Annotated in this window: 22 protein-coding genes; 10 read left to right on the forward strand and 12 right to left on the reverse strand. The window is 43.1% G+C overall.

The window, feature by feature from the left end; genetic code table 11:
* The first annotated feature begins 305 nt into the window (after positions 1 to 305).
* Positions 306 to 1,679, forward strand: coding sequence for an amidohydrolase family protein (locus tag BLP92_RS13465; protein ID WP_090843483.1), 1,374 nt, complete (start codon positions 306 to 308; stop codon positions 1,677 to 1,679).
* 103 nt (positions 1,680 to 1,782) lie between these two features.
* Here the strand turns inward: BLP92_RS13465 and BLP92_RS13470 are convergent, their stop codons facing one another.
* Entirely contained in the window at positions 1,783 to 2,403 is a 621-nt protein-coding gene (locus BLP92_RS13470) for a flavodoxin family protein (RefSeq protein WP_090843484.1), read from the reverse strand.
* A gap of 1 nt (position 2,404) precedes the next feature.
* Positions 2,405 to 2,848, reverse strand: coding sequence for an OsmC family protein (locus tag BLP92_RS13475; protein ID WP_090843485.1), 444 nt, complete (start codon positions 2,846 to 2,848; stop codon positions 2,405 to 2,407).
* Positions 2,849 to 3,046: 198 nt separating this feature from the next.
* Between BLP92_RS13475 and BLP92_RS13480 the strand changes: the two genes are divergently transcribed.
* Positions 3,047 to 3,649, forward strand: a complete 603-nt coding sequence (locus BLP92_RS13480) for a trimeric intracellular cation channel family protein (RefSeq protein WP_090843486.1) — start codon at positions 3,047 to 3,049, stop codon at positions 3,647 to 3,649.
* 82 nt (positions 3,650 to 3,731) lie between these two features.
* Here BLP92_RS13480 and BLP92_RS13485 read toward each other — a convergent pair whose 3' ends face one another.
* The gene (locus BLP92_RS13485) at positions 3,732 to 4,076 is read right to left on the reverse strand and encodes a YflT domain-containing protein (protein ID WP_090843487.1); all 345 of its coding nucleotides are present in this window, start codon (positions 4,074 to 4,076) and stop codon (positions 3,732 to 3,734) included.
* A 117-nt stretch (positions 4,077 to 4,193) separates the two neighbouring features.
* Positions 4,194 to 4,751 (reverse strand): DUF1836 domain-containing protein, encoded by a 558-nt coding sequence (locus BLP92_RS13490; protein WP_090843488.1) that lies wholly within the window; start codon positions 4,749 to 4,751, stop codon positions 4,194 to 4,196.
* Between the two features lie 130 nt (positions 4,752 to 4,881).
* Between BLP92_RS13490 and trhA the strand changes: the two genes are divergently transcribed.
* Positions 4,882 to 5,520 (forward strand): PAQR family membrane homeostasis protein TrhA, encoded by a 639-nt coding sequence (trhA, locus tag BLP92_RS13495; protein WP_090843489.1) that lies wholly within the window; start codon positions 4,882 to 4,884, stop codon positions 5,518 to 5,520.
* 19 nt (positions 5,521 to 5,539) lie between these two features.
* Here trhA and BLP92_RS13500 read toward each other — a convergent pair whose 3' ends face one another.
* Positions 5,540 to 6,343, reverse strand: a complete 804-nt coding sequence (locus tag BLP92_RS13500) for a YihY/virulence factor BrkB family protein (RefSeq protein WP_090843490.1) — start codon at positions 6,341 to 6,343, stop codon at positions 5,540 to 5,542.
* A gap of 11 nt (positions 6,344 to 6,354) precedes the next feature.
* Positions 6,355 to 7,539, reverse strand: a complete 1,185-nt coding sequence (locus BLP92_RS13505; protein ID WP_090843491.1) for a MalY/PatB family protein — start codon at positions 7,537 to 7,539, stop codon at positions 6,355 to 6,357.
* 107 nt (positions 7,540 to 7,646) lie between these two features.
* Between BLP92_RS13505 and BLP92_RS18065 the strand changes: the two genes are divergently transcribed.
* The 3 genes from BLP92_RS18065 to BLP92_RS18070 are packed head-to-tail and all read left to right on the forward strand — an operon-like array spanning position 7,647 to position 8,366.
* The gene (locus BLP92_RS18065; protein WP_175444297.1) at positions 7,647 to 7,820 is read left to right on the forward strand and encodes a hypothetical protein; all 174 of its coding nucleotides are present in this window, start codon (positions 7,647 to 7,649) and stop codon (positions 7,818 to 7,820) included.
* Positions 7,821 to 7,833: 13 nt separating this feature from the next.
* Positions 7,834 to 8,181, forward strand: coding sequence for a hypothetical protein (locus BLP92_RS13510; RefSeq protein WP_090843492.1), 348 nt, complete (start codon positions 7,834 to 7,836; stop codon positions 8,179 to 8,181).
* Positions 8,182 to 8,192: 11 nt separating this feature from the next.
* Positions 8,193 to 8,366 (forward strand): hypothetical protein, encoded by a 174-nt coding sequence (locus BLP92_RS18070; protein ID WP_175444298.1) that lies wholly within the window; start codon positions 8,193 to 8,195, stop codon positions 8,364 to 8,366.
* A 559-nt stretch (positions 8,367 to 8,925) separates the two neighbouring features.
* Here BLP92_RS18070 and BLP92_RS13515 read toward each other — a convergent pair.
* The 5 genes from BLP92_RS13515 to pgsB form a co-directional block, all read right to left on the reverse strand.
* Complete coding sequence (locus BLP92_RS13515) at positions 8,926 to 9,879, reverse strand: NAD(P)/FAD-dependent oxidoreductase (protein ID WP_244516854.1); 954 nt, start codon at positions 9,877 to 9,879, stop codon at positions 8,926 to 8,928.
* Positions 9,880 to 10,325: 446 nt separating this feature from the next.
* Positions 10,326 to 12,149 (reverse strand): gamma-glutamyltransferase family protein, encoded by a 1,824-nt coding sequence (locus tag BLP92_RS13520; protein WP_090843494.1) that lies wholly within the window; start codon positions 12,147 to 12,149, stop codon positions 10,326 to 10,328.
* Positions 12,146 to 13,456, reverse strand: a complete 1,311-nt coding sequence (locus BLP92_RS13525) for a CapA family protein (protein ID WP_090843495.1) — start codon at positions 13,454 to 13,456, stop codon at positions 12,146 to 12,148. The genes BLP92_RS13520 and BLP92_RS13525 overlap by 4 nt, the downstream gene beginning before the upstream one ends.
* Before the next feature lie 19 nt (positions 13,457 to 13,475).
* Positions 13,476 to 13,925 carry a poly-gamma-glutamate biosynthesis protein PgsC gene (gene pgsC / locus BLP92_RS13530; RefSeq protein WP_090843496.1) on the reverse strand — a complete coding sequence of 150 codons (450 nt, stop codon included), beginning with the start codon at positions 13,923 to 13,925 and terminating at the stop codon, positions 13,476 to 13,478.
* A 91-nt stretch (positions 13,926 to 14,016) separates the two neighbouring features.
* Positions 14,017 to 15,279, reverse strand: a complete 1,263-nt coding sequence (gene pgsB, locus BLP92_RS13535) for a poly-gamma-glutamate synthase PgsB (RefSeq protein ID WP_090843497.1) — start codon at positions 15,277 to 15,279, stop codon at positions 14,017 to 14,019.
* 276 nt (positions 15,280 to 15,555) lie between these two features.
* Between pgsB and mqnB the strand changes: the two genes are divergently transcribed.
* Together mqnB and BLP92_RS13545 are read left to right on the forward strand one after the other, a co-directional pair.
* A complete protein-coding gene (mqnB, locus tag BLP92_RS13540; protein WP_090843498.1) occupies positions 15,556 to 16,173 on the forward strand; it encodes a futalosine hydrolase in 618 nt (205 codons plus the stop codon).
* Positions 16,174 to 17,025 (forward strand): 1,4-dihydroxy-6-naphtoate synthase, encoded by an 852-nt coding sequence (locus BLP92_RS13545; protein WP_090843499.1) that lies wholly within the window; start codon positions 16,174 to 16,176, stop codon positions 17,023 to 17,025.
* Positions 17,026 to 17,143: 118 nt separating this feature from the next.
* Here BLP92_RS13545 and BLP92_RS13550 read toward each other — a convergent pair whose 3' ends face one another.
* On the reverse strand, positions 17,144 to 17,599 hold the full coding sequence (locus BLP92_RS13550; RefSeq protein WP_090843500.1) for a DUF2188 domain-containing protein: 456 nt from the start codon (positions 17,597 to 17,599) through the stop codon (positions 17,144 to 17,146).
* Between the two features lie 121 nt (positions 17,600 to 17,720).
* Between BLP92_RS13550 and BLP92_RS13555 the strand changes: the two genes are divergently transcribed.
* Both BLP92_RS13555 and BLP92_RS13560 read left to right on the forward strand, forming a co-directional pair.
* Positions 17,721 to 18,050, forward strand: coding sequence for a four-helix bundle copper-binding protein (locus BLP92_RS13555; protein ID WP_090843501.1), 330 nt, complete (start codon positions 17,721 to 17,723; stop codon positions 18,048 to 18,050).
* Between the two features lie 186 nt (positions 18,051 to 18,236).
* On the forward strand, positions 18,237 to 18,516 hold a 280-nt coding region (locus BLP92_RS13560), incomplete at its 3' end, for a helix-turn-helix domain-containing protein (protein ID WP_139148959.1).

The following is an 18,516-nucleotide window of genomic DNA, read 5'->3' on the forward strand; positions in this document are numbered from 1 at the left end:
TCATGGTGCAGTTTCTTTCTGCATGAATGTCTCTGTTAATGCTCATTGTTGATAAGAGAAAACTTTGCTGCAACTGACCTGCCTTGGATGAGCTCCTCAGTTTCCTCGCTTCGCTGCGGAATCGATTCTGGGTTTTAAAGACAGCAGGACGGGCTTTGCGCTGCTGACTGTGAATCGAGGGAAGACGAGCCCCACGGAAGCGTCCGTCTGAAGTGGAAGTCGTTCTCATTGTTCGGAAATAACACTACGACATCGACTTATGAAATTCATTCAGTATAATAAACAAATAAAGGAGGCGTTTACCTATGAAAGCAGATGTTGTCTGGACAAATGCATATGTTTTACCGATGACCGGTGATAACGGCGGTCTTTTTGCGGATGGGGCAGTAGCAATTAAAGGGAATAAAATCATTGCGGTAGGAAAGACACAAGATGTACTTCGGGAGGTGCAGGCGGAGGAGCAGATAGATGCAGAAGGAAAGCTGTTGATGCCGGGGCTGATAGATGCCCATATTCACTCAAGCTATGCGATTGTCCGGGGAGTGGCGCAGGACATGGACAACTGGATGCAGAAAGGTGTCTGGCCCTGGATGAAATATATGGACCTGAAAGATCAGCAGGCGGGTTCTGTAATGAACATTATAGAAGGAGTCCGCGCAGGGACAACCACTTTTGCTGATTATGACGCTAACATGAGCAGCCTGTTGGAGAGTTATGCTTCTATCGGGGTAAGAGTACATGCAGCGGAAATGATTAATGAAATGCCGAAAGATATCGGAGACCTGCCTGTAGGAGAATTATATCCTTTAGATCCTTCGATTGGAGAGCAGAAGCTCCAGGCGAATATTCAGCTTTACGAAAAATGGCACGGTGCTGAAAACAGCCGTATTTCCGTAATGTTTGGACCGCAGGGCCCGGATATGATGAGCCTGGATTTATTAAAACAGGTAGAGCGGGAGGCTGTCAGATATGATACAAATCTACATATGCATGTTTGCCAGGGGGACCGGGAAATCTTGCAGCTGGAAAAACGATACGGAAAGAGATCGATACCTTTTCTGGAAGAAAACAACCTGCTGAACAGCCGGCTGATTGCAGTGCATCTGACGGAAGCCACGGAAGAGGAAACCAAGCAGGCAGCAAAAAGCGGTGCGAAAATGATTAACTGTGCTGGCAGCATTGCTATCATTGATGGTATTGTGCCGCCGGTCGAGGTCTTCACACAGGCCGGGGGAACAGCAGCTCTCGGGTCAGACCAGGCCCCTGGGAATAATGGGAACAATATGTTCAATGAAATGAAATTTGCAGCGATATTAAATAAGGTAAAGGCACGGGATCCCAAGGTGTTTCCAGCGTTAAAAGCTTTAAAAATGGCAACAATTGAAGCTGCAAAGGTTCATGGGCTGGATCATCACATTGGGTCGCTTGAAGCCGGAAAGAAAGCAGATATGCTCGTAATCGATACAAGAGAGCCAACGCTCAGTCCGGTGCTCCTGTACCCTGTAGAGAACGTGATTGCAAATCTGGTGTATGCAGCAAGGGGAGAAGAGGTAAAAGATGTGATTGTAGATGGGCGTTTTATTATGAAGGACAGAGTAATGCAGCATATAGATCAGGCGAAAGCTATGCAGGCCTTGCAGTACAGGGCAGAGAAACTTGCTGAAAAAGTAAAGGCGTAAAATTGAAAGTCGCTGAAAAAGATAACTTTTTCAGCGGCTTTCTCATGTTACAAATAGAAAATACAGAAAGAAAAGACACTTTTCGGTCCGACATTTTTCCTGCTTATTCTACTAAATTCCCTTTTGCAGGGATTGGGTTTTCTTTTAAGATTCTTGCAAAATGCATTGTATTATAAGCAGTCATTTTAACATTCTTTTTTGTGAATTCATTGTCCCGGTCTGTATCCATATAGGAGTCTCCCGGTCCAGCTTCGCCGACCCAGTAGGCATTCACATTTGGTGGAATGGTGTAGCCGAAATCCTGGAGCGCAAACAGAATATCCTTAGCTGCAGACTGCGCACCATCTTCATTCCCTGTGATAACGACACCCGCAACTTTATTGTAGTAAATTGCCTGCCCCTGGTCATTTGCTTCTCCACTGGAAGCAGATAGTCTTTCCAGGACAAGTTTTGCTACACTGCTTTTTTCACCGATCCAGATCGGCGTACCAATAATGAGAATGTCCGCTGCCATTACTTCTTCCATCAGCTGCGGCCATTCATCCTTATCGCCCATGTCAGGCTCCACTCCGGGAAGCACTGTATAATCTGCGACACGTATTTCCTTCGTTTCCACTCCTTCTTCCTGATACCAGTAGGCAGCTTCATCAAGAAGTGCGGATGTGTGGGAGGGGCTTGTAGATGGTTTTAAAGAAGTGTTTAAAAATAATGCTTTTAACGCCATATTATTTGACTCCTTTCCAATCAGAAGAAAGCGCAACGCCAGCTGCTTCAAGAGTTGTATAAACAGGACACCTTGCATCTGTTTTTTCTTTTAGCTCCTGGATTCTCTCCTCAGATTCATCAGTTTCCAATTTTGCTTCAATAGATACCTTTTGAAAATAAGGTCTCACATCTGCAGTTCCCATTAAGCCGCGTGGATCCAGTTCTCCATGAACGGAAAAAGTAATGCCGCGCAAATCAAAATCCATTTCTTTCGCAACCATATTTGCAACTACATTCTCACAGCCTGCAAGAGAAGCAAGCATATTACTCAGTGGATCGGGTCCTTTATTTTCTCCACCCATGCTTTCAGGTTCATCAATTGTAATAGAGTGGCCGTTTGCCGTAAGGTTTGAAGTCATGTTCTGAGTTGTACCGTCCACTTGAAACGTCATTTTCTCTGCCATGTGAAAATCCTCCTTAAATTGGTTCTACCCGTATCTTTCCTTTTGTAAGTAAGAATAAAACCTCACTTTCGCTTGAGTTTCCCGTCTTACTCGCTTAAAATGAGGAAGGTCTTTGCCATTCGGATGAAAATTCTGTGTGAAAAGCTTTTAAAATATAAATTTCAAAAAAGAGAACTTTTTAGAAAGGAGGATATACATATGTGGGAAACGTTAAATGTTATTGGGACGATCGCCTTTGCTTTAAGTGGAGTAAATGTTGCCCTGGAGGAACGGTATGATTTGATGGGTGTGTATATTTTAGGATTTATTACCGCATTTGGCGGGGGAGCAGTGCGTAACCTGCTGATTGGACTGCCGGTATCAGAACTATGGGATCAGGGAGCGCTGTTTACTGTAGCATTTTTAGCAATGACAATAGCATTTCTATTTCCACGACTCGTGCGCTGGACCTTGCTTCGCCGCGGCATTTTCTTTGATGCAATTGGATTGGGGGCATTTTCCGTGCAGGGTGCTCTTTTTGCTTATTCGATTGGGCTGCCGCTGAGTGCCTGCATTGCAGCAGCTGCACTAACCGGAACTGGGGGAGGAATGATCAGAGATGTTCTTGCAGGCAGGAAACCACTCTTTCTTCAAAAGGAAATATATATTGCCTGGACCTTAATCCCTGGAGTGGTCGTAGGCCTCGGATGGGTGACCAGTGGTGGGGAATTGATTGCAGTCGTAGTACTTGTAGTTATCATGAGGCTTTGTTCCGTTCACTTCCAATGGTCACTCCCGAGCAGATTGCCAGCTTCCCACTAAAAATATATACTGCAGGGTTGTTTAAGAATTAAGCAGTAAAAAAGCACCCGGAACGGATTCCGGGTGCTTTTAATCTCTTCTATTAAAGTGCTATACCGTCGGGAGCGTTCGTTACTACAACGATTACTTTCCCGTCGTCTAATTTTTCCTCTAAGTCGTTCGCCATATCTTTGGAGTACCCAAGTTCTTCAAATTTAGCGCGAAGTTCATCTCCCTGTTTACGGAAAACATTTTTGGCAGATGTGCCAAAGTTCATGTCGCCTGTTCCGACTGTATTCGCATCCGCATTATCCGCAACACGTTCTGTGCGGTCGTCATCATGCGTCAGGATATAGATATCGTCTTCAGATACACCTTTTTCTTTAATTCCTGTTACTGCGTCCACAACTTCCTGGTCGCTGTAAAATTCTTTGTACAATGGGTTCATGTTTATTCATTCCTCCAGTTCAAATATTTTAACAGATAAAGTACGCTTTCATCAGCGTCCTATTTTCTTATTTACCATTCTGCTTCAATATTCAAACATGAAATATTCAAAAGAATATTATTCAGGAAGTTCATCTATTAATTTTTCTGCAGCTTTGCGGTATAAATTACTCTGATGAACAAAGCTCAAAATAAGCAGTACGTGCTGAACGTAAGGGTCGTTATCTTTCGATTCCATTAATTCCTCCATCTCTTTCAACTGCACTTTCATACTTTCTTTTGTTCGTTCTGTATTTTTTTCTCCGAGAGCTAAATAACTTTTATAAAGCTTGCGGATAGCTTCCTTATCTTCATTTTCTGTTACTTCTGACTTCTGCAGTGTATGTTTAATATCTTTTAAGGAAAGAGCTCCTTTCATTTCATAAATTAAACTGATAATCATGACATGCTCTTTAGAATAGCGTTTATTTTTACTAGGAAAGAGAAGTGCTCCTTTAGCATAGTTATTAATCATTGTTTTTGTCATAATTTTTTCTTTTTCATCCCGTTTCAGATCTTTGAAGGTCAGTTCAAACAGCTGAATCACCTGATCCATATATAAATCTAAATCGGGAAGCTGTTCCACCTGCACATGCTTATCCAGAACTAAATGATCCAGGGTTTCTTCTAAGGACATAAAAAACGCCTCCTTCTTCTCTCAGTATAATGGCTGTTAAGAAAGTAAGTAAACAAAAACTAGCAATTTCAATGTAAAAATGATACTATATAGTTATTGAAACTACGTAACGAAGTTCGGAGGAGAATAAATGAGCACACACAAGTTTACTAAAGAAGAAGAGATGGTTAATTCTATTACCCACGGAATTGGAATCGTGTTCAGCCTTGCCGCTTTAATTGTCCTTACAGTTCAGGCAGCCATTCACGCTACATCGCTGCACGTGATCAGTTTTGCCTTATTCGGAATTTCCATGCTTGTACTTTATATTTCTTCTACTGTTCTCCATGCGCTGCCGAAAGGAAAATTAAAAGATACTTTTGAAATTATGGATCATGCCTCGATTTACTTTTTTATCGCCGGCACCTATACTCCGTTTCTTTTTATCGCCGTACAAGGATGGGTCGGTTGGACGCTGTTTGGAATTGTCTGGGGCGCTGCCTTGGCGGGCACTGTATTAAAAATATTCTTTGTAAAAAAATATATGTTTCTATCTACGCTTGGATACGTCATCCTCGGCTGGCAGATTGTATTCATATGGGAACCCCTTTCGCAGGCAGTACCAGCGGCAGGTCTCCATTACTTGATTGCAGGCGGACTGTTCTATACAGTAGGAGCCGTTTTCTATATGTGGCGCGGATTTAAATATCACCATGCAGTATGGCATCTTTTCGTTCTCGCCGGAACAGTCTCTCACGTGTTTGCAGTAGGATATTTGTTAATGGTCTAGCAAAAAAGCAGCTGCTCTCTTACGGAGCAGCTGCTTTTTTCGATATTTCTTTATCTTTCTTCATAGCGTTTATTTCTCCACCGATGAGAAGGATAAGAGAAATAAGATGAAACCAGATCATTACGGCGATGACGGTACCAATTGTTCCATACGTCGCAGCAAAATCAGCAAAGCGGCTTACATAAACAGAGAATACATAAGAAACAAGCTGCCATCCTGCAGTAGCAACGAGAGCACCGATATATACATCCCGAAAACGGAGCCACATGCTCGGACCAATCCAGTAAAGAACGAGGAACACTAGAAAAATAATTGCCGAACTAAGCAGCCAGCGAAGCAGATTCAGTTCAAAAAACATAATTTCCACACCGAGCCATTCCTGTACGTGTACACCTGCTACCTGCATGACCAGCGCAACAATAACAACAAAGAACATTGCAATTGTTAATACGATGGCAATAAGACGCTGCTTAATGAATCCACGGTCTTCCGTTACGTTATAAGCAAGATTTAAGGAGCCCAGGATGGAATTAAGAGCCAACGAAGCAGTCCATAATGTTAAGAGTGCTCCTATGGACAGAAGACCAGGCTGTGTGTCATCAGTCAGCACATTCCACTGCTCTTCAATTACTATTAAAACTCCCGGCGGCACGTAAGTGTTTTCAAGCAGTAGATACACATCTGTCAGCGTAAAGGGGAGAAAAGAAAAAAGGCTGACGATTACCAGAAGAAATGGAAAAATCGATAATAAAAGAAAATATGCACACTGCGCACCTAAGTTAATCAGCTGATGCTCCTGAAATCGACGCCAGAAACTTTTCATACTTTACCCCCTTAGGAAGAAACTGATGAAGAAGCGAGAGCCTTCTTTAACCTTTTCAGGCCTTCTTGAACCGTATCCCTTGGACAGGCGATGTTCATGCGGACAAATCCACTGCCCCCTTCACCGAAGGAAGTACCGGGATTCATAGCAATCCTTCCTTCTTCAATTAAACGTTTGTTCAGTTCTGCATCTGATAAGCCTGTCTCACGGCAGTCTATCCAAAGCAGGTACGTAGCTTCGGGCTTTATTGCTTTAATCTGCGGAAGCTCTTCCTGTAAAAAAGAATCAACCAGGTGAACATTTCCATCCAGATATACGAGCAGTTCTTCAAGCCAGTTTTCCCCATGCTCGTAAGCTGCCTGCATTGCCAGAACACCAAAAGTATTCAGCATGGAAACTCCATTTTTCTTATCGATTTTTTCCAGCGCACGACGGTAATCCTTGTTCTCTGTAATTACAGCAGAAGCTTGAAGCCCTGCAAGGTTAAAAGTTTTGCTGGGCGCCACAAGGGTAATTGTGCGGGCAGAAATTTCCGGCGATAAAGAAGCGATGGGGATCTGCTTGTTTGGCTGAAATACCAGATCTCCATGAATCTCATCGGAAATGATAATAACTTCATATTTCAAGCAGAGGTCAGCAATCTGCTGGAGTTCTCCCCGGCTCCATACGCGTCCGACAGGATTATGGGGAGAGCAGAGAAGAAACATTTTTACTCCCGTTTTCAATTTTTCTTCAAAAGCATGGAAATCAATCACGTATTTCCCATTTTTCTCTTCCAGCGGACAGTTTACAAGTTCGCGGTCGTTATCTTTTATCATGGAGAAAAAGGGAGGGTATACTGGAGACTGGACAAGAATTTTGTCGCCGGGTTCTGTAAGCCCCTGTACTGCTTTGCCGATGGAAGGAACCACTCCATGGCTGAATTGAAGCCATTCATTCTGGATCTCCCATCCAAATCGTTTTTTCATCCACTTCTTTATTGTTTCTTTCATATCATCTGCAATAAATGTATATCCATATAAACCATGTTCTGCCCGGGATTTAATTGCTTCAGTCACTGCTTCCGGCGGATGAAAATCCATATCTGCCACCCACATGGGAAGAAGTTCGTTTTCTGATTTAAATACAGTCTTTGCGTAATCCCACTTTACGGAATATGTATCTTTACGATTAATAAATTCTTGGAAATAATGCATGAACAGCACCGTCCTTTCATTAGTTATTCTTCATTATACAGAAACTTTGGTCTGTTGACGCAAATGGTGCATGAGTATGCTAAAATACGAAAGCGGAGGTGCAGTAAATGGAGAGTATCACCGTTCTTTATATAGTTGCTGCTTTATTTACAGCTGCTGGTGTGAGCGCATTATTAATCTATGCAGTGCTTATGCTGCGAAAAAAACAAAAACAGCTGTCACAGCTGCAGGAGCAGATAAATGATATAGAAAAGAAAATAGAAGAAAAACAGAAGAATTGAAGGGAATGAGAATATGCGTCAAACGGGTTATTGGCTTTGGGAATTTTCGAAGCTTGTAAGTGTATTGTTTATCATGCTGTTTGCCTACAGTATGTTAAACGCATTACTGCTGGAGCTGGCAGGAGGGGTTGAACAGCTGGAGGAATCAGGGTTATTTTCCGTGTTTTTCTTATTACAGACTGCAGGCATTCTGTTTTTAGTAACTGTGTATTATAGAAATAGGCTGCAGAAGTATTCGAAAATAAAAATTTCCTCTCAGGGGCCTCTTTCACCAAAATGGACCCGCAGAATGATTTCCCTGGGTCTTGCAGCTATCGGGGCTTCTTATGTGATATTAATTATGATCGTTTGGATAGGATAGGAGGAGAACATATGCTGAAAGCACTTCAGGGAGTATTGAGTATCTTTGCATTGATGTCTGTAGTTGCTGTCGTTTTCTTAGATATGCAGGGGTTTGTGTATGCCGCTATAGCTTTTGCGGCCGCAGCGGTCGTTGTGCAGTTAGTTTCAATTAAAAATAAAAAAAGCGATGCAGCAGAAAGATAAAGAAGGCATCATGACGACTGTCATGATGCCTTTGCTGTATTTATTTTTTGCAGAAAAAAACTCCAAATTATAAGGGACCCAACCGAACCTTCACTTTCCTGCTTCCCTGAGAAATTGTTCCATAGGTCGATATTTTATCGTTGGAACGGATCTATGAAGGGACTTTCCGTGAAGTGTTACTGAGATTACTCAACTCATTATTCGCTGCTAGTAAACAAAATGTGTATTACACATCTTTTATGCTCACGGAATTAAATGGCTGAGTCTCTTATAATTTGGAATTAATAAACTATTCCCTAAGTATAAATAGGTTAAACCAGAAATTTTTAAAAAGGTGTAGAAATTATTAGGTGGAAAGTTTCCAGATTCAATCCAGCTGTTAAATTGTACGAATTTAATAAGGCATATCTGCAGCGATTTTCCCAAATTGGATATGAATTTCGCTGCAGATATAAACTTTCTGTACCGGCTGTCTTTAATTAATTTCTGCACATTGAGAGTTTCCAAGCCTTCCTGAACTTTGCGCAGCTCATCATCAAGCAGTTAAATCGACAGCAGCCTAACCAGTAATAAGTCTGTCAGCTGCAGCTGTACCTGAAAGAAAAGCACTTTCAATTCTTGCCCGCTTACTTGAATCGGCAGGGGAGAGGAACGCATCTCCTGCTGCATATATCGGAAAGTTATCAAGCTGTAAATATGGCTGTTCATAAACATGGGCGGCTTCCGCATAACGCCACCTTTTTAGCTGTCCGGAGATAACCTTGCTTTCCAGAAAAGACAGCAGGGAAGTAATTTCATTTAATACTGCCGGATCTTCCAGCTGATAATGGGAAGTGCTCCACTGGCTGTTCATATAAACACTCAGAATAGAAGAAGAGGATATACCTTTTTGGCTGTTGGAAATAATTTTATCCATGCCTTCAGGCAGATCTTTGTCCAGCAGGCCGGATTCACTTAAAGTGATGGAATCCTTCATCTCAAAGAGTCCAACCAGGCATGGGTTATAGGCCCCTGCAGCCAGCTGCGCCCGGACTTTTTCACTTAATCCGAGTGCTGATTGTTCTATTAAATTTAAAATCTGCGGTACGGGTGCAGTTACAATAGCTGCATCTGCAATAAAAAGCTCCCCATTTTCCGAGGCGAGGGTTACAGAGGCTCCATCTGACTCCAGGCGTATAATTTTTTCTTCTAACATTACCGGGAGGCTTTCTGCAGTATTCTTCAGCAGCGAATTCATTCCATTGGTTCCACGGTACCGGGGATACTTATCTCTGAACCATTCCTTTGCCCATCCTTCGTACAGCCATTCATCCACTTCTTTTTGAAAAGCTTTTGTCCGTACCGTGAAAAACTGTGCGCCGTGATCTGCTTTTCCCTCGTTTATTCTTCTGGTCGCAAGTCTGCCGCCGACACTGCGGGATTTTTCTATAATAAAAGGTGTATGTCCTGCTTCTTTCAAACGTTTAGCTGCAAATACACCTGCAATTCCACCGCCAATAATAGCTATATCCACAATTCAGCACCTCTTTCCGGAAATTTTAATTTTACATAAAAAGTTTTTACTAAGCGAATGAATTCATAATTCATTATTAGAGAGTTAATTCCGGATAACGCAGAATAATCTCCACTGCAGATTCATACTTTTCTGCTCGTTTTCCACTGATTCTTCCATCACGAAGCTCTTTCAGAATAGATTTTCAGATTTCGCTGTTTCCCGCTGGAGATACCATCTTTCGTTTCTCACATTCTCAAGAATAACGAAAAATTATCCTGCAAGAAATAAGAATTGTTCTTTCAACTGATCTATAAAACTTATTATGAAATTGGATCAACTAAAAGTTACATACAGTTATTTTAGACATTATTTATTTAAAAAGCATCTTTTGTGCCTCTGTACAGTTGATATACAAAAAGGCTGTTTTGCCAGGAGTTCCTGACAAAACAGCCAATAAGAATAGTTTAATCAGCAGTTTCTATCTGCCATGCACCATTACGGCGGGGATCTCCGCCTCCGTACATACTCGAAACATTTCCTTCTTCATCCGTAACGAGACCAAGTCCTTGAATTCCTCCGTAAAAAAGAGGGGAGGTGTGAACAACCACAGAATAACGCATTTGTCGCAGCTGTTCTCCTGCTTCAGGATCGAAGTCATCATCTTCTACGTAAATAACATCATCCTCGTTATAAAAACGGGGATATTCAATCGCTTCCTGCAGGGTCATCTCTTCGTTATTATCATTTAAACCATATTGATATCGAAGGTACGTCTGCAGAACCATGGCAGGAATCCGTCGTCCGCCGGGGGAGCCGAGGCCCAGTACAGCACGATCATTTTCTTCAAATATCATAGGAGATACGAAAGTACGCGGTCGTTTCCCTGCCTCATAATAGTTGGGTGATTCTTCGTTATCACTAAAGTTCGTGAGCTGGTTATTTAAAAAGAATCCGTTCGTGTACCAGCCGGAACCATAAAATTCACCCAAAGAATGCGTTGCGGAAACCATGCGTCCTTCCTGGTCTACGATAACAAAGTGAGTAGTATGGCGCGCATCTGCTGTTTCAGCAGGGGAATCAAACAAATCGATTTCTGAATCATTTACCTGGTCAAAAGAAATATTCTCCATTAAGCCGGCAATATAATCATCAGATGTAAGTTCTTCATGGGAAATATCCTCAAATTCCGGATCGCCGAGCGTATCAAGGCGGCTTTCATACGCTACCTTGGTCATTTCGTTTACCAGGTGCATATAAAGATGTTCATGCTCGGGATTGTTCGTCAGTTCTTCCATCGTCATTTCCATTAATCCGTCTGATTCCAGCCGGTCCGCCATTTGAAGCACCTGCACGGTAACTGCACCGGACGATGGAGAAGGGCCGCCATGAACTGTAAGCTCACCAATATCTGCAGAAACTGTGTCTCTCACATATGACTGATAGGAAGCAAGATCTTCTTCAGTAAACTGCTGTCCATAGCCTACTTCTGAAGTAAGTGCTTCTGCGACAGGTCCTTCATAAAAGCCGGCAGCACCTTGAGACTGGATAAGTTCCAGCGTATCTGCAAGTTCCTCCTGCACAAGTGTTTCATTTACCTCCAGCGTCTGGCCGCCTGGGAAAAAGAGTTCACGTTCCTGGTCTGTTAATTCAAGCCGTCTAGCGGCGTTACCAGTAGTTTCATTGAAAATCTGGCCTACTTGGAAGCCTTCTCTTGCAGTAGTCACAGCAGGCTCAAGAAGCTCTTCCCAGGAAAGAGTGCCATAATCTTCATGCGCAGATTCCATCCCTTTTACAAGACCTGGCACTGCTACTCCACGTTCGGGCCACGCACCGCTTGCAGCAGCAGCTTCCCGGTAATCGTAACTGAGCGCCCCGTCTTCAGGATCGTGGACCATCATCAGGCCGCCACCGCCAATTCCTGAACCGTACGGCTCCACAACGCCTAACATAAAGGAGATCGCCACAGCAGCATCGACTGCATTACCGCCGTTCTCCATAATTTCCATACCGACATCAGCAGCCAATGGATGAATGGAACTTACTCCATATACGTTAATGGAAGGATCGGATTCTTCATTGCCTGCATTGTTGCCATCATTACCGCCGGTATTTTCTTCCGAAGGGTCTACTTCTACTGTATCAACCTGCCTATCCTGAAAGTCAGCCCCGGAGTAAGGTTCTCTGTACGGGTCAAACTCTTCTGCAAAGTAAAAGTTCCAGGCAATCAGCCCGACAAAAATGACTGCGGCAGAAATATGTGTCCATTTTAAATAAGGTTTGTAATTCATGAGGTTGTTTCCACTCCTTCTAAGACGCCTGCTGCATCAAGATCAACTTTCAATCTGCCATCTTCTACGTTCCACCAGTCTGAATCGAGTTCCTTTCTTAACGTCCGGAAAATACGGAAATCATGATAAGGTTTTAATGGTCCTGCAGTTTCGTAGGGCATGGACTCACTTAGACGCATTGGCACAAAGGAGAGTTCTTTTGTGCCATCTGCCAGAAAGTCCAGCTGTGCAATGGTTGATTCTTTTGTGCGGGACCACCCCTGGTCAAACACAAAGTTGCCAAGACTGTTCATGATAATAGAACGGTGGCCATCGCGCCCTTCCATAACTGTCACAGGTTCGAGTACGTGTGAATGGTGACCGATAATAATATCAGCCCCGTAGTTGGTCATATACCGGCCCAGGTTTTCCTGCGTTTCATTATAGCCGACTTGATATTCATCACCCCAGTGCACGTGGATCATCATTATATCTACGCCGAGACCGCCTTCTTCCTCAGGCAGCTTCGCCTGCTGCAGCCGTTCTCTGAGAAGGGTCAGCCCGACATATTCACTGGTGAAAACACCACCGACATAGTCAGAAGCACTGAAGCCCTGTACAAATACGTCTGTGAAACCTAAAATTCCGACAGTTAAGCCATTATCTGTTTCAAAGGTTTTTACACGGGAGGCGTCAATCTCATTACGTTCTTCTCCCTGCTCCGGACCGTACTCAATCTCTACCGTTTCCTCTTCACTGATATTAAGTGCGTCTCCAATACCTAGTAATTCAATGTCTTTATTTCCAGCAACATCAAGCGTATTATCCAAGGATAAATCCCCGAAGTCCAGTGCGTGGTTATTGGCGACGCTGACAGAATCGAACCCGACATTTATAAGCGCATCGACGGCATCTGGTTCTGCATATAAATGAATGTCTTTATTATGCAGTTCAGCGTCGTCCATTTCTTCTTCTACCGCGGGATCGTTTGTATCCAGAATAGGGGACTCAAAATTGCCGGTTACATAATCAGAGTCATCGAAAAACGGTTTTACATAGTTAAAGACACGGTCAATATTCTCATTACTCTGCTCTGCTGCGTCACGAACGTGACGGCCCATCATCATATCTCCGACCATAGACATCCGGTACTCGACTTCTTCCTCCCGGGTGCTTTCTTCGGGAGCTTCCGCTGGAATAAACCAGCTGTAGCCGAAGAGAGGAATAGAGAGGACTGCAAAAGCAATGATGGAATCCCGCAGAGCTGTTTTTTTATGTCTTATCTGCCAGAGCTTCATACGCTCCTGAAATGTAAATTTCTGCTCCATATTTAGTACTCACCTGCTCCTATATTAAGTGGAAAATTGAAATAATTACGAAAGTCAAAAAGGCTATCACGACGGTGGATGAAAATGTAGGCAGAATACCCTGTTTTTGAATGGAATTGGCGATCAATCCTGGAACAATGACCCCAATCCCCCGGAGCTCGAAGGTTTCAAATCCTACTAAAGGATACGAAAAGTCCGTAGCCATTTTCAAAATAATTCCTACAGCGAGCATTGCACCGAATTTACGCCGTCCGTATAATACGGTCATTCGCCCGATTAACTGTGTAACGATAAAGTATGTAGCGAGACTTATTGCAGCTACGATCACTAAGTACATAATCTGGTCAAATACAAGTGCCAGATATCCAGGGACCACCAGTCCTGCTGGAACAATTCCTGTTTTCTCGGCATAGAGGAGTGATAAAAGAACTCCGACAACAATTGCTATATATAAATCAGTACCAAACAAACTTAGCCAACTCCTTTTAAGTTATATTATTAATTGATTACATGTAGAGGAGACTGCCCCCGTTCAAAGGAACAGTCTCACCTTCAGTAAATTAATGCTGCTCTGCAAATACGCGATCCCTGCGTTTAGGGATAAAATCAGCTTTAGCTGCTTTCTTCGGAGCTTGTTTTTTCTGCCTTTCCGTATCCAGTTCTTCCACAGCGTCCGCAATTTCCTGGCCGCCTCCATGGATGTTGCCGATACCGTAAAGCATTGTCTGATCCGGAAGCTGCTTAATGTGACGGATAATTTCTTCTGTATTTTCCTTTTCCAGATTAATAAGGTTTCCAGCTGGAATAGTACCTTCCTCAAAAGCTTTCACTACCGGATTTACACTTTTACCCGTTAAAATAAGTGTATCTGTCTTTAAGTGGGGGAGGACTTCTTCTGCAAACTGCATTGTACGTTCTACTCTGTCATCACGGCAGTGCATAATAACAGCCCGGTGCTTTGTTTTGTAATTAGATGACAAAATTTTATTCCATATATTCATTGTGGAAGTGGCATCATTTGCGGCAAACCCATTGAAAAAGTAGCTGGGCTCTCTTGCTTCTCCGAAAGTGTGAATTCTCATCGCTCCAGGATCGACAGGCGCATTCACCATGCCGCGTTTCGCTGTCTCCCGGTCGATACCCAGAATGTCTGCTACAGCAAGGCCGATAGCGGCATTCTCAGCGAACATCATATAAGGAAACTGCTGCAGATAGGATTCCTCAATGCCTTCGGTGGAAAAGAATACAACTTCAGAGCCTTTTTTCTCTGCTTCCCTTCGGAAAAAGCGTGCATATTTCGTTTCCGGCATTACTACATGCCCGTTTTCAGGAATTGTTCTCGCAAAAGCTTCTGCTATCTGATCCAGTGTAGGACCCATTACATCGAGATGATCTTCGATAATGTTTGTAATAACAGTAATATGAGGTTTTACGAAACGCTCCTCAAAAACTTTCTGATATTCAGGATTTACAGCCATGCACTCTGCTACAAAAGTATTAACATTGCGTTTAGCAACTTTTTTGTTGATTATTTTCTGTTCGGAGATATTTGCGCCCTGCAGGCTGCGTTCAATTGGTTCTTCCTCGTCTCTGTCCCAATAGAAAAGGCGTGGAGAAGTACCAGTTGTTTTCCCGGCAGTACGCTGTCCGTCTTCTTTTGCAATTCCCATAAGCAGGCGGGTGACAGTGGACTTTCCGCGGATGCCGTTCACCAGTATCCGCATAGGGATTTTATCAATGTGACGTTCCATTCTTCTGCGTTCATTGAAGCCGATGTAAAGAACGAATAAAGCAAGAATCCCTACGTAAAAAATTTCGTGCATGATTATTAACCTCCTGTTTTGTAAGTGCCAATCCATATTTTTACTTAATCTATTATAAAGTAGCTCCTTTTTATTCTCTTCCCAAAATTATTCCCCATGAACCGGGAAATAACAAAATACATCTATTAATTATAACAAATATTCGCTGAGAAAAGAAATAAGCACTATCATAAATATCACAAGCATTTCAATTATACGCGCTAACTGCTAAACTGATACGAGAATATTGTCAAAAAATCTATAATAGTTTGAAACGTATGAAAGGAATAGTTATGGATGAATAATATATTAGTTTTAACTGCAGTTGAAAAAGAGCGTCAGGCAGCTGCGGAAGCTCTTGGGAATGATAAGCGGTTTATTTTATCGCTCTGCGGCTTTGGGCCTGTGGAATCTGCTGCTCGGACTATGCAGGAGATATTGAAGCACAAACCTGATCTGGTAATCAATGCCGGAATCGCCGGTGGCTTCCCAGGCCGTTCGGAGATAGGAGATACGGTTATTGCGACGGAAAGTATATTCGCTGATCTGGGAGCTGAATCCGCCGGTGGCTTCCTCGGTACTGCAGAGCTTGGCTTCGGCAGAGACAGATGGAGATCCGCCATTGCAGAAAAATATCAGTTATCCGGTGTCCGGCAAGGCCAAATTTTAACTCTTTCTACCGCTACCGGTACAGAAACACGTCAGAAAGAGCTTGCCTCCCGCTATCCTGAAGCCATAGCAGAAGCAATGGAAGGAGCGGGAGCAGCTGCAGCAGCTTCCATTAGAGAAGTGGATTTTCTTGAAATCAGAACGATTTCCAACCTTATCGGCCCCCGGGATAAAGGAAGCTGGGAGCTCGAAACTGCGTTGAATTCACTTTGTAAATCCATGAAACAACTACAGGAGGTTATATAAATGAACATCGCATTTTCTCCATGTCCAAATGACACATTTATTTTTCATGATTTAGTAAAAGGCAGGCTCCCTGGTTTTGAAAAAGTAGACGTTACTTATGCAGACATAGATAAAACTAACAGGTGGGCAGCAGAGAAAGAAGGGCCGGAAGTCATGAAAATCTCATTTGCAGCATTTCCCTATGTAGCGGATGATTATCAGCTGATTCAATGCGGCGGAGCACTGGGAAGAGGATGTGGGCCGCTGCTTCTAACCCGCGACAGCGAGGTTTCAGCAGATTGGCAGTCGAAAACAATTGCTGTGCCGAGCGATCGTTCCACTGCTTATATGCTGTTCAGATTATGGCAGACACAGACATATCAGGAAAAGAAAGCAAAAATAGTCGTGCTTCCGTTTGACGAAATAATGCCTGCTGTACAGGAAGGGAAAGTAGATGCTGGACTCGTCATCCATGAAGCACGCTTTACTTATCACAAATACGGGCTGGAAAAAATGGTGGACCTTGGTGACTGGTGGGAAGAGGATACAGGAGCGCCAATTCCACTGGGCGCTATTATTGCAAGGAAGGATGTTGACAGCGACAAACTTTCTGCTGCAATACGAACCTCATTAGCCCGGGCCTGGGAAAATCCAGAGCAGACGATGGACTATGTAATGGAACATGCTCAGGAAATGTCAGAAGAAGTCGCGAAATCACATATAGAATTATATGTTAATGAATTCTCGATGGCGCTCGGAGGAAAGGGAAGACATGCAGTGGAATCCCTGTTGAGCAGAGCAGCAAAAGAAGGTCTTGTGCCGGAAGTGGAATGGGAAAAGGTCTGGAATTTTAATTATCAGAGCAAAGTATAAAATTAAAGTAATGTTTATTAGAAAGATGCCAGTCCGTTTTTGTCAGAATACTAATAAAAACAGCGTGTAAATGCGGTCGCATATAACCGCCTTTACACGCGTAAAATCAATGCTTTCTTTATTTTTCGCTGTAATTATACTTTTTTTCTACAGAATTATCCTTCTTGTGCACTACCACAGAAGTCTGCTTATTTTCAGCAATTTCCTGCGCCCGTTCCACTGCATCCTGTTTTTTATCATATACGTTCGAAGGCTGTTTCGCATCTTCAGACTGAACGGCCCATCCCTCCTCATGTGGCACAACGAATACTTCTTTTTCCATAAGTTCTGGTCTTGCATCATCGTCTTCCTTGCGGGATTCCAGATCCTTCTGAGATGTTTGTTTCATTTCGTTCTTTTCCTCTTCGGAAGCATCGGCATACCACTTCTTCGCCTGTTCAGTGGCGATTGGTATAGCATCCCCTTCTTTGTAGCCATCTTCGAGCATAGAATTTCCTATTTCTATCGCTTTTTTGCGGATAGTGCTGTCGAGGTTTTTCCAAGAACTCGGATAATCATTCATATTCCAGGGCATCGATATCTCCTCCTTTTTTAAAAAAGTATTCCCGCTTCAAAGATTCGCAAAACAATAAGAAGTTTGAGAATACCTTTCCCCGGTAAACTAAGAAGTAACTACGTTAAAGGAGGCAGTACTCATGAATGAACTGCAGAAAGAGGAAATTACAAAAGCGCTGCATGATTGCATGGAAGCCTGCAATTACTGTTATGATGCCTGTTTAGAAGAAGATGATGTAAAAATGATGTCAGCCTGCATAAGGCTGGACAGGGAATGTGCCGATATATGCGGCTATACGGAACAGGCGATTGCAAGAGATTCCGCATTTGTGGATGAATTCCTTAAAGTCTGTGCGCTGATCTGCCGAGCGTGCGAAGATGAATGCCGTCAGCATGATCATGACCACTGTCAGCATTGTGCAGATATGTGTAAGCGCTGCGCAGACATATGTGAAGAGTTTACAGCTTAATTACATTAAAATGAAAAGAAGCCGGCTCTGCAAGCAACAGAGCCGGCTTCAGAGTGTTTATAAAGTAAGAAATCTTGTATTTTTATAATTTTTCATGTATAAGGTTCTCCACCGCTTACCGGTGGAAGCTTGGGTAGTGCACCCCAGAAGTTAGAGTTCAAAATCTAACTTCTGGGGTGTTTTTGTATGACAATGTATAGTGAGGAATTTAAATTAATGATTGTGAAGGAGTATATGCAAGGAGAGCTGGGATACCGATTATTAGCGAAGAAATACTTGATCCCTAGTGTCACTCCCATCAAACGGTGGGTTCGTGCCTATCAACATTACGGAGTAAAAGGAGTACAGAAGCCACGTTCCAAACCAGTTTATTCTGTCCAATTCAAACTGCATGTATTACACTTTAGGAACCAGACAGGTGCTTCTCTGCAGGAGACGGCGACCGCCTTCGACTTGCACGACCCTT

It is taken from the genome of Alkalicoccus daliensis (genome assembly GCF_900103955.1).
Taxonomy (GTDB): domain Bacteria; phylum Bacillota; class Bacilli; order Bacillales; family Salisediminibacteriaceae; genus Alkalicoccus; species Alkalicoccus daliensis.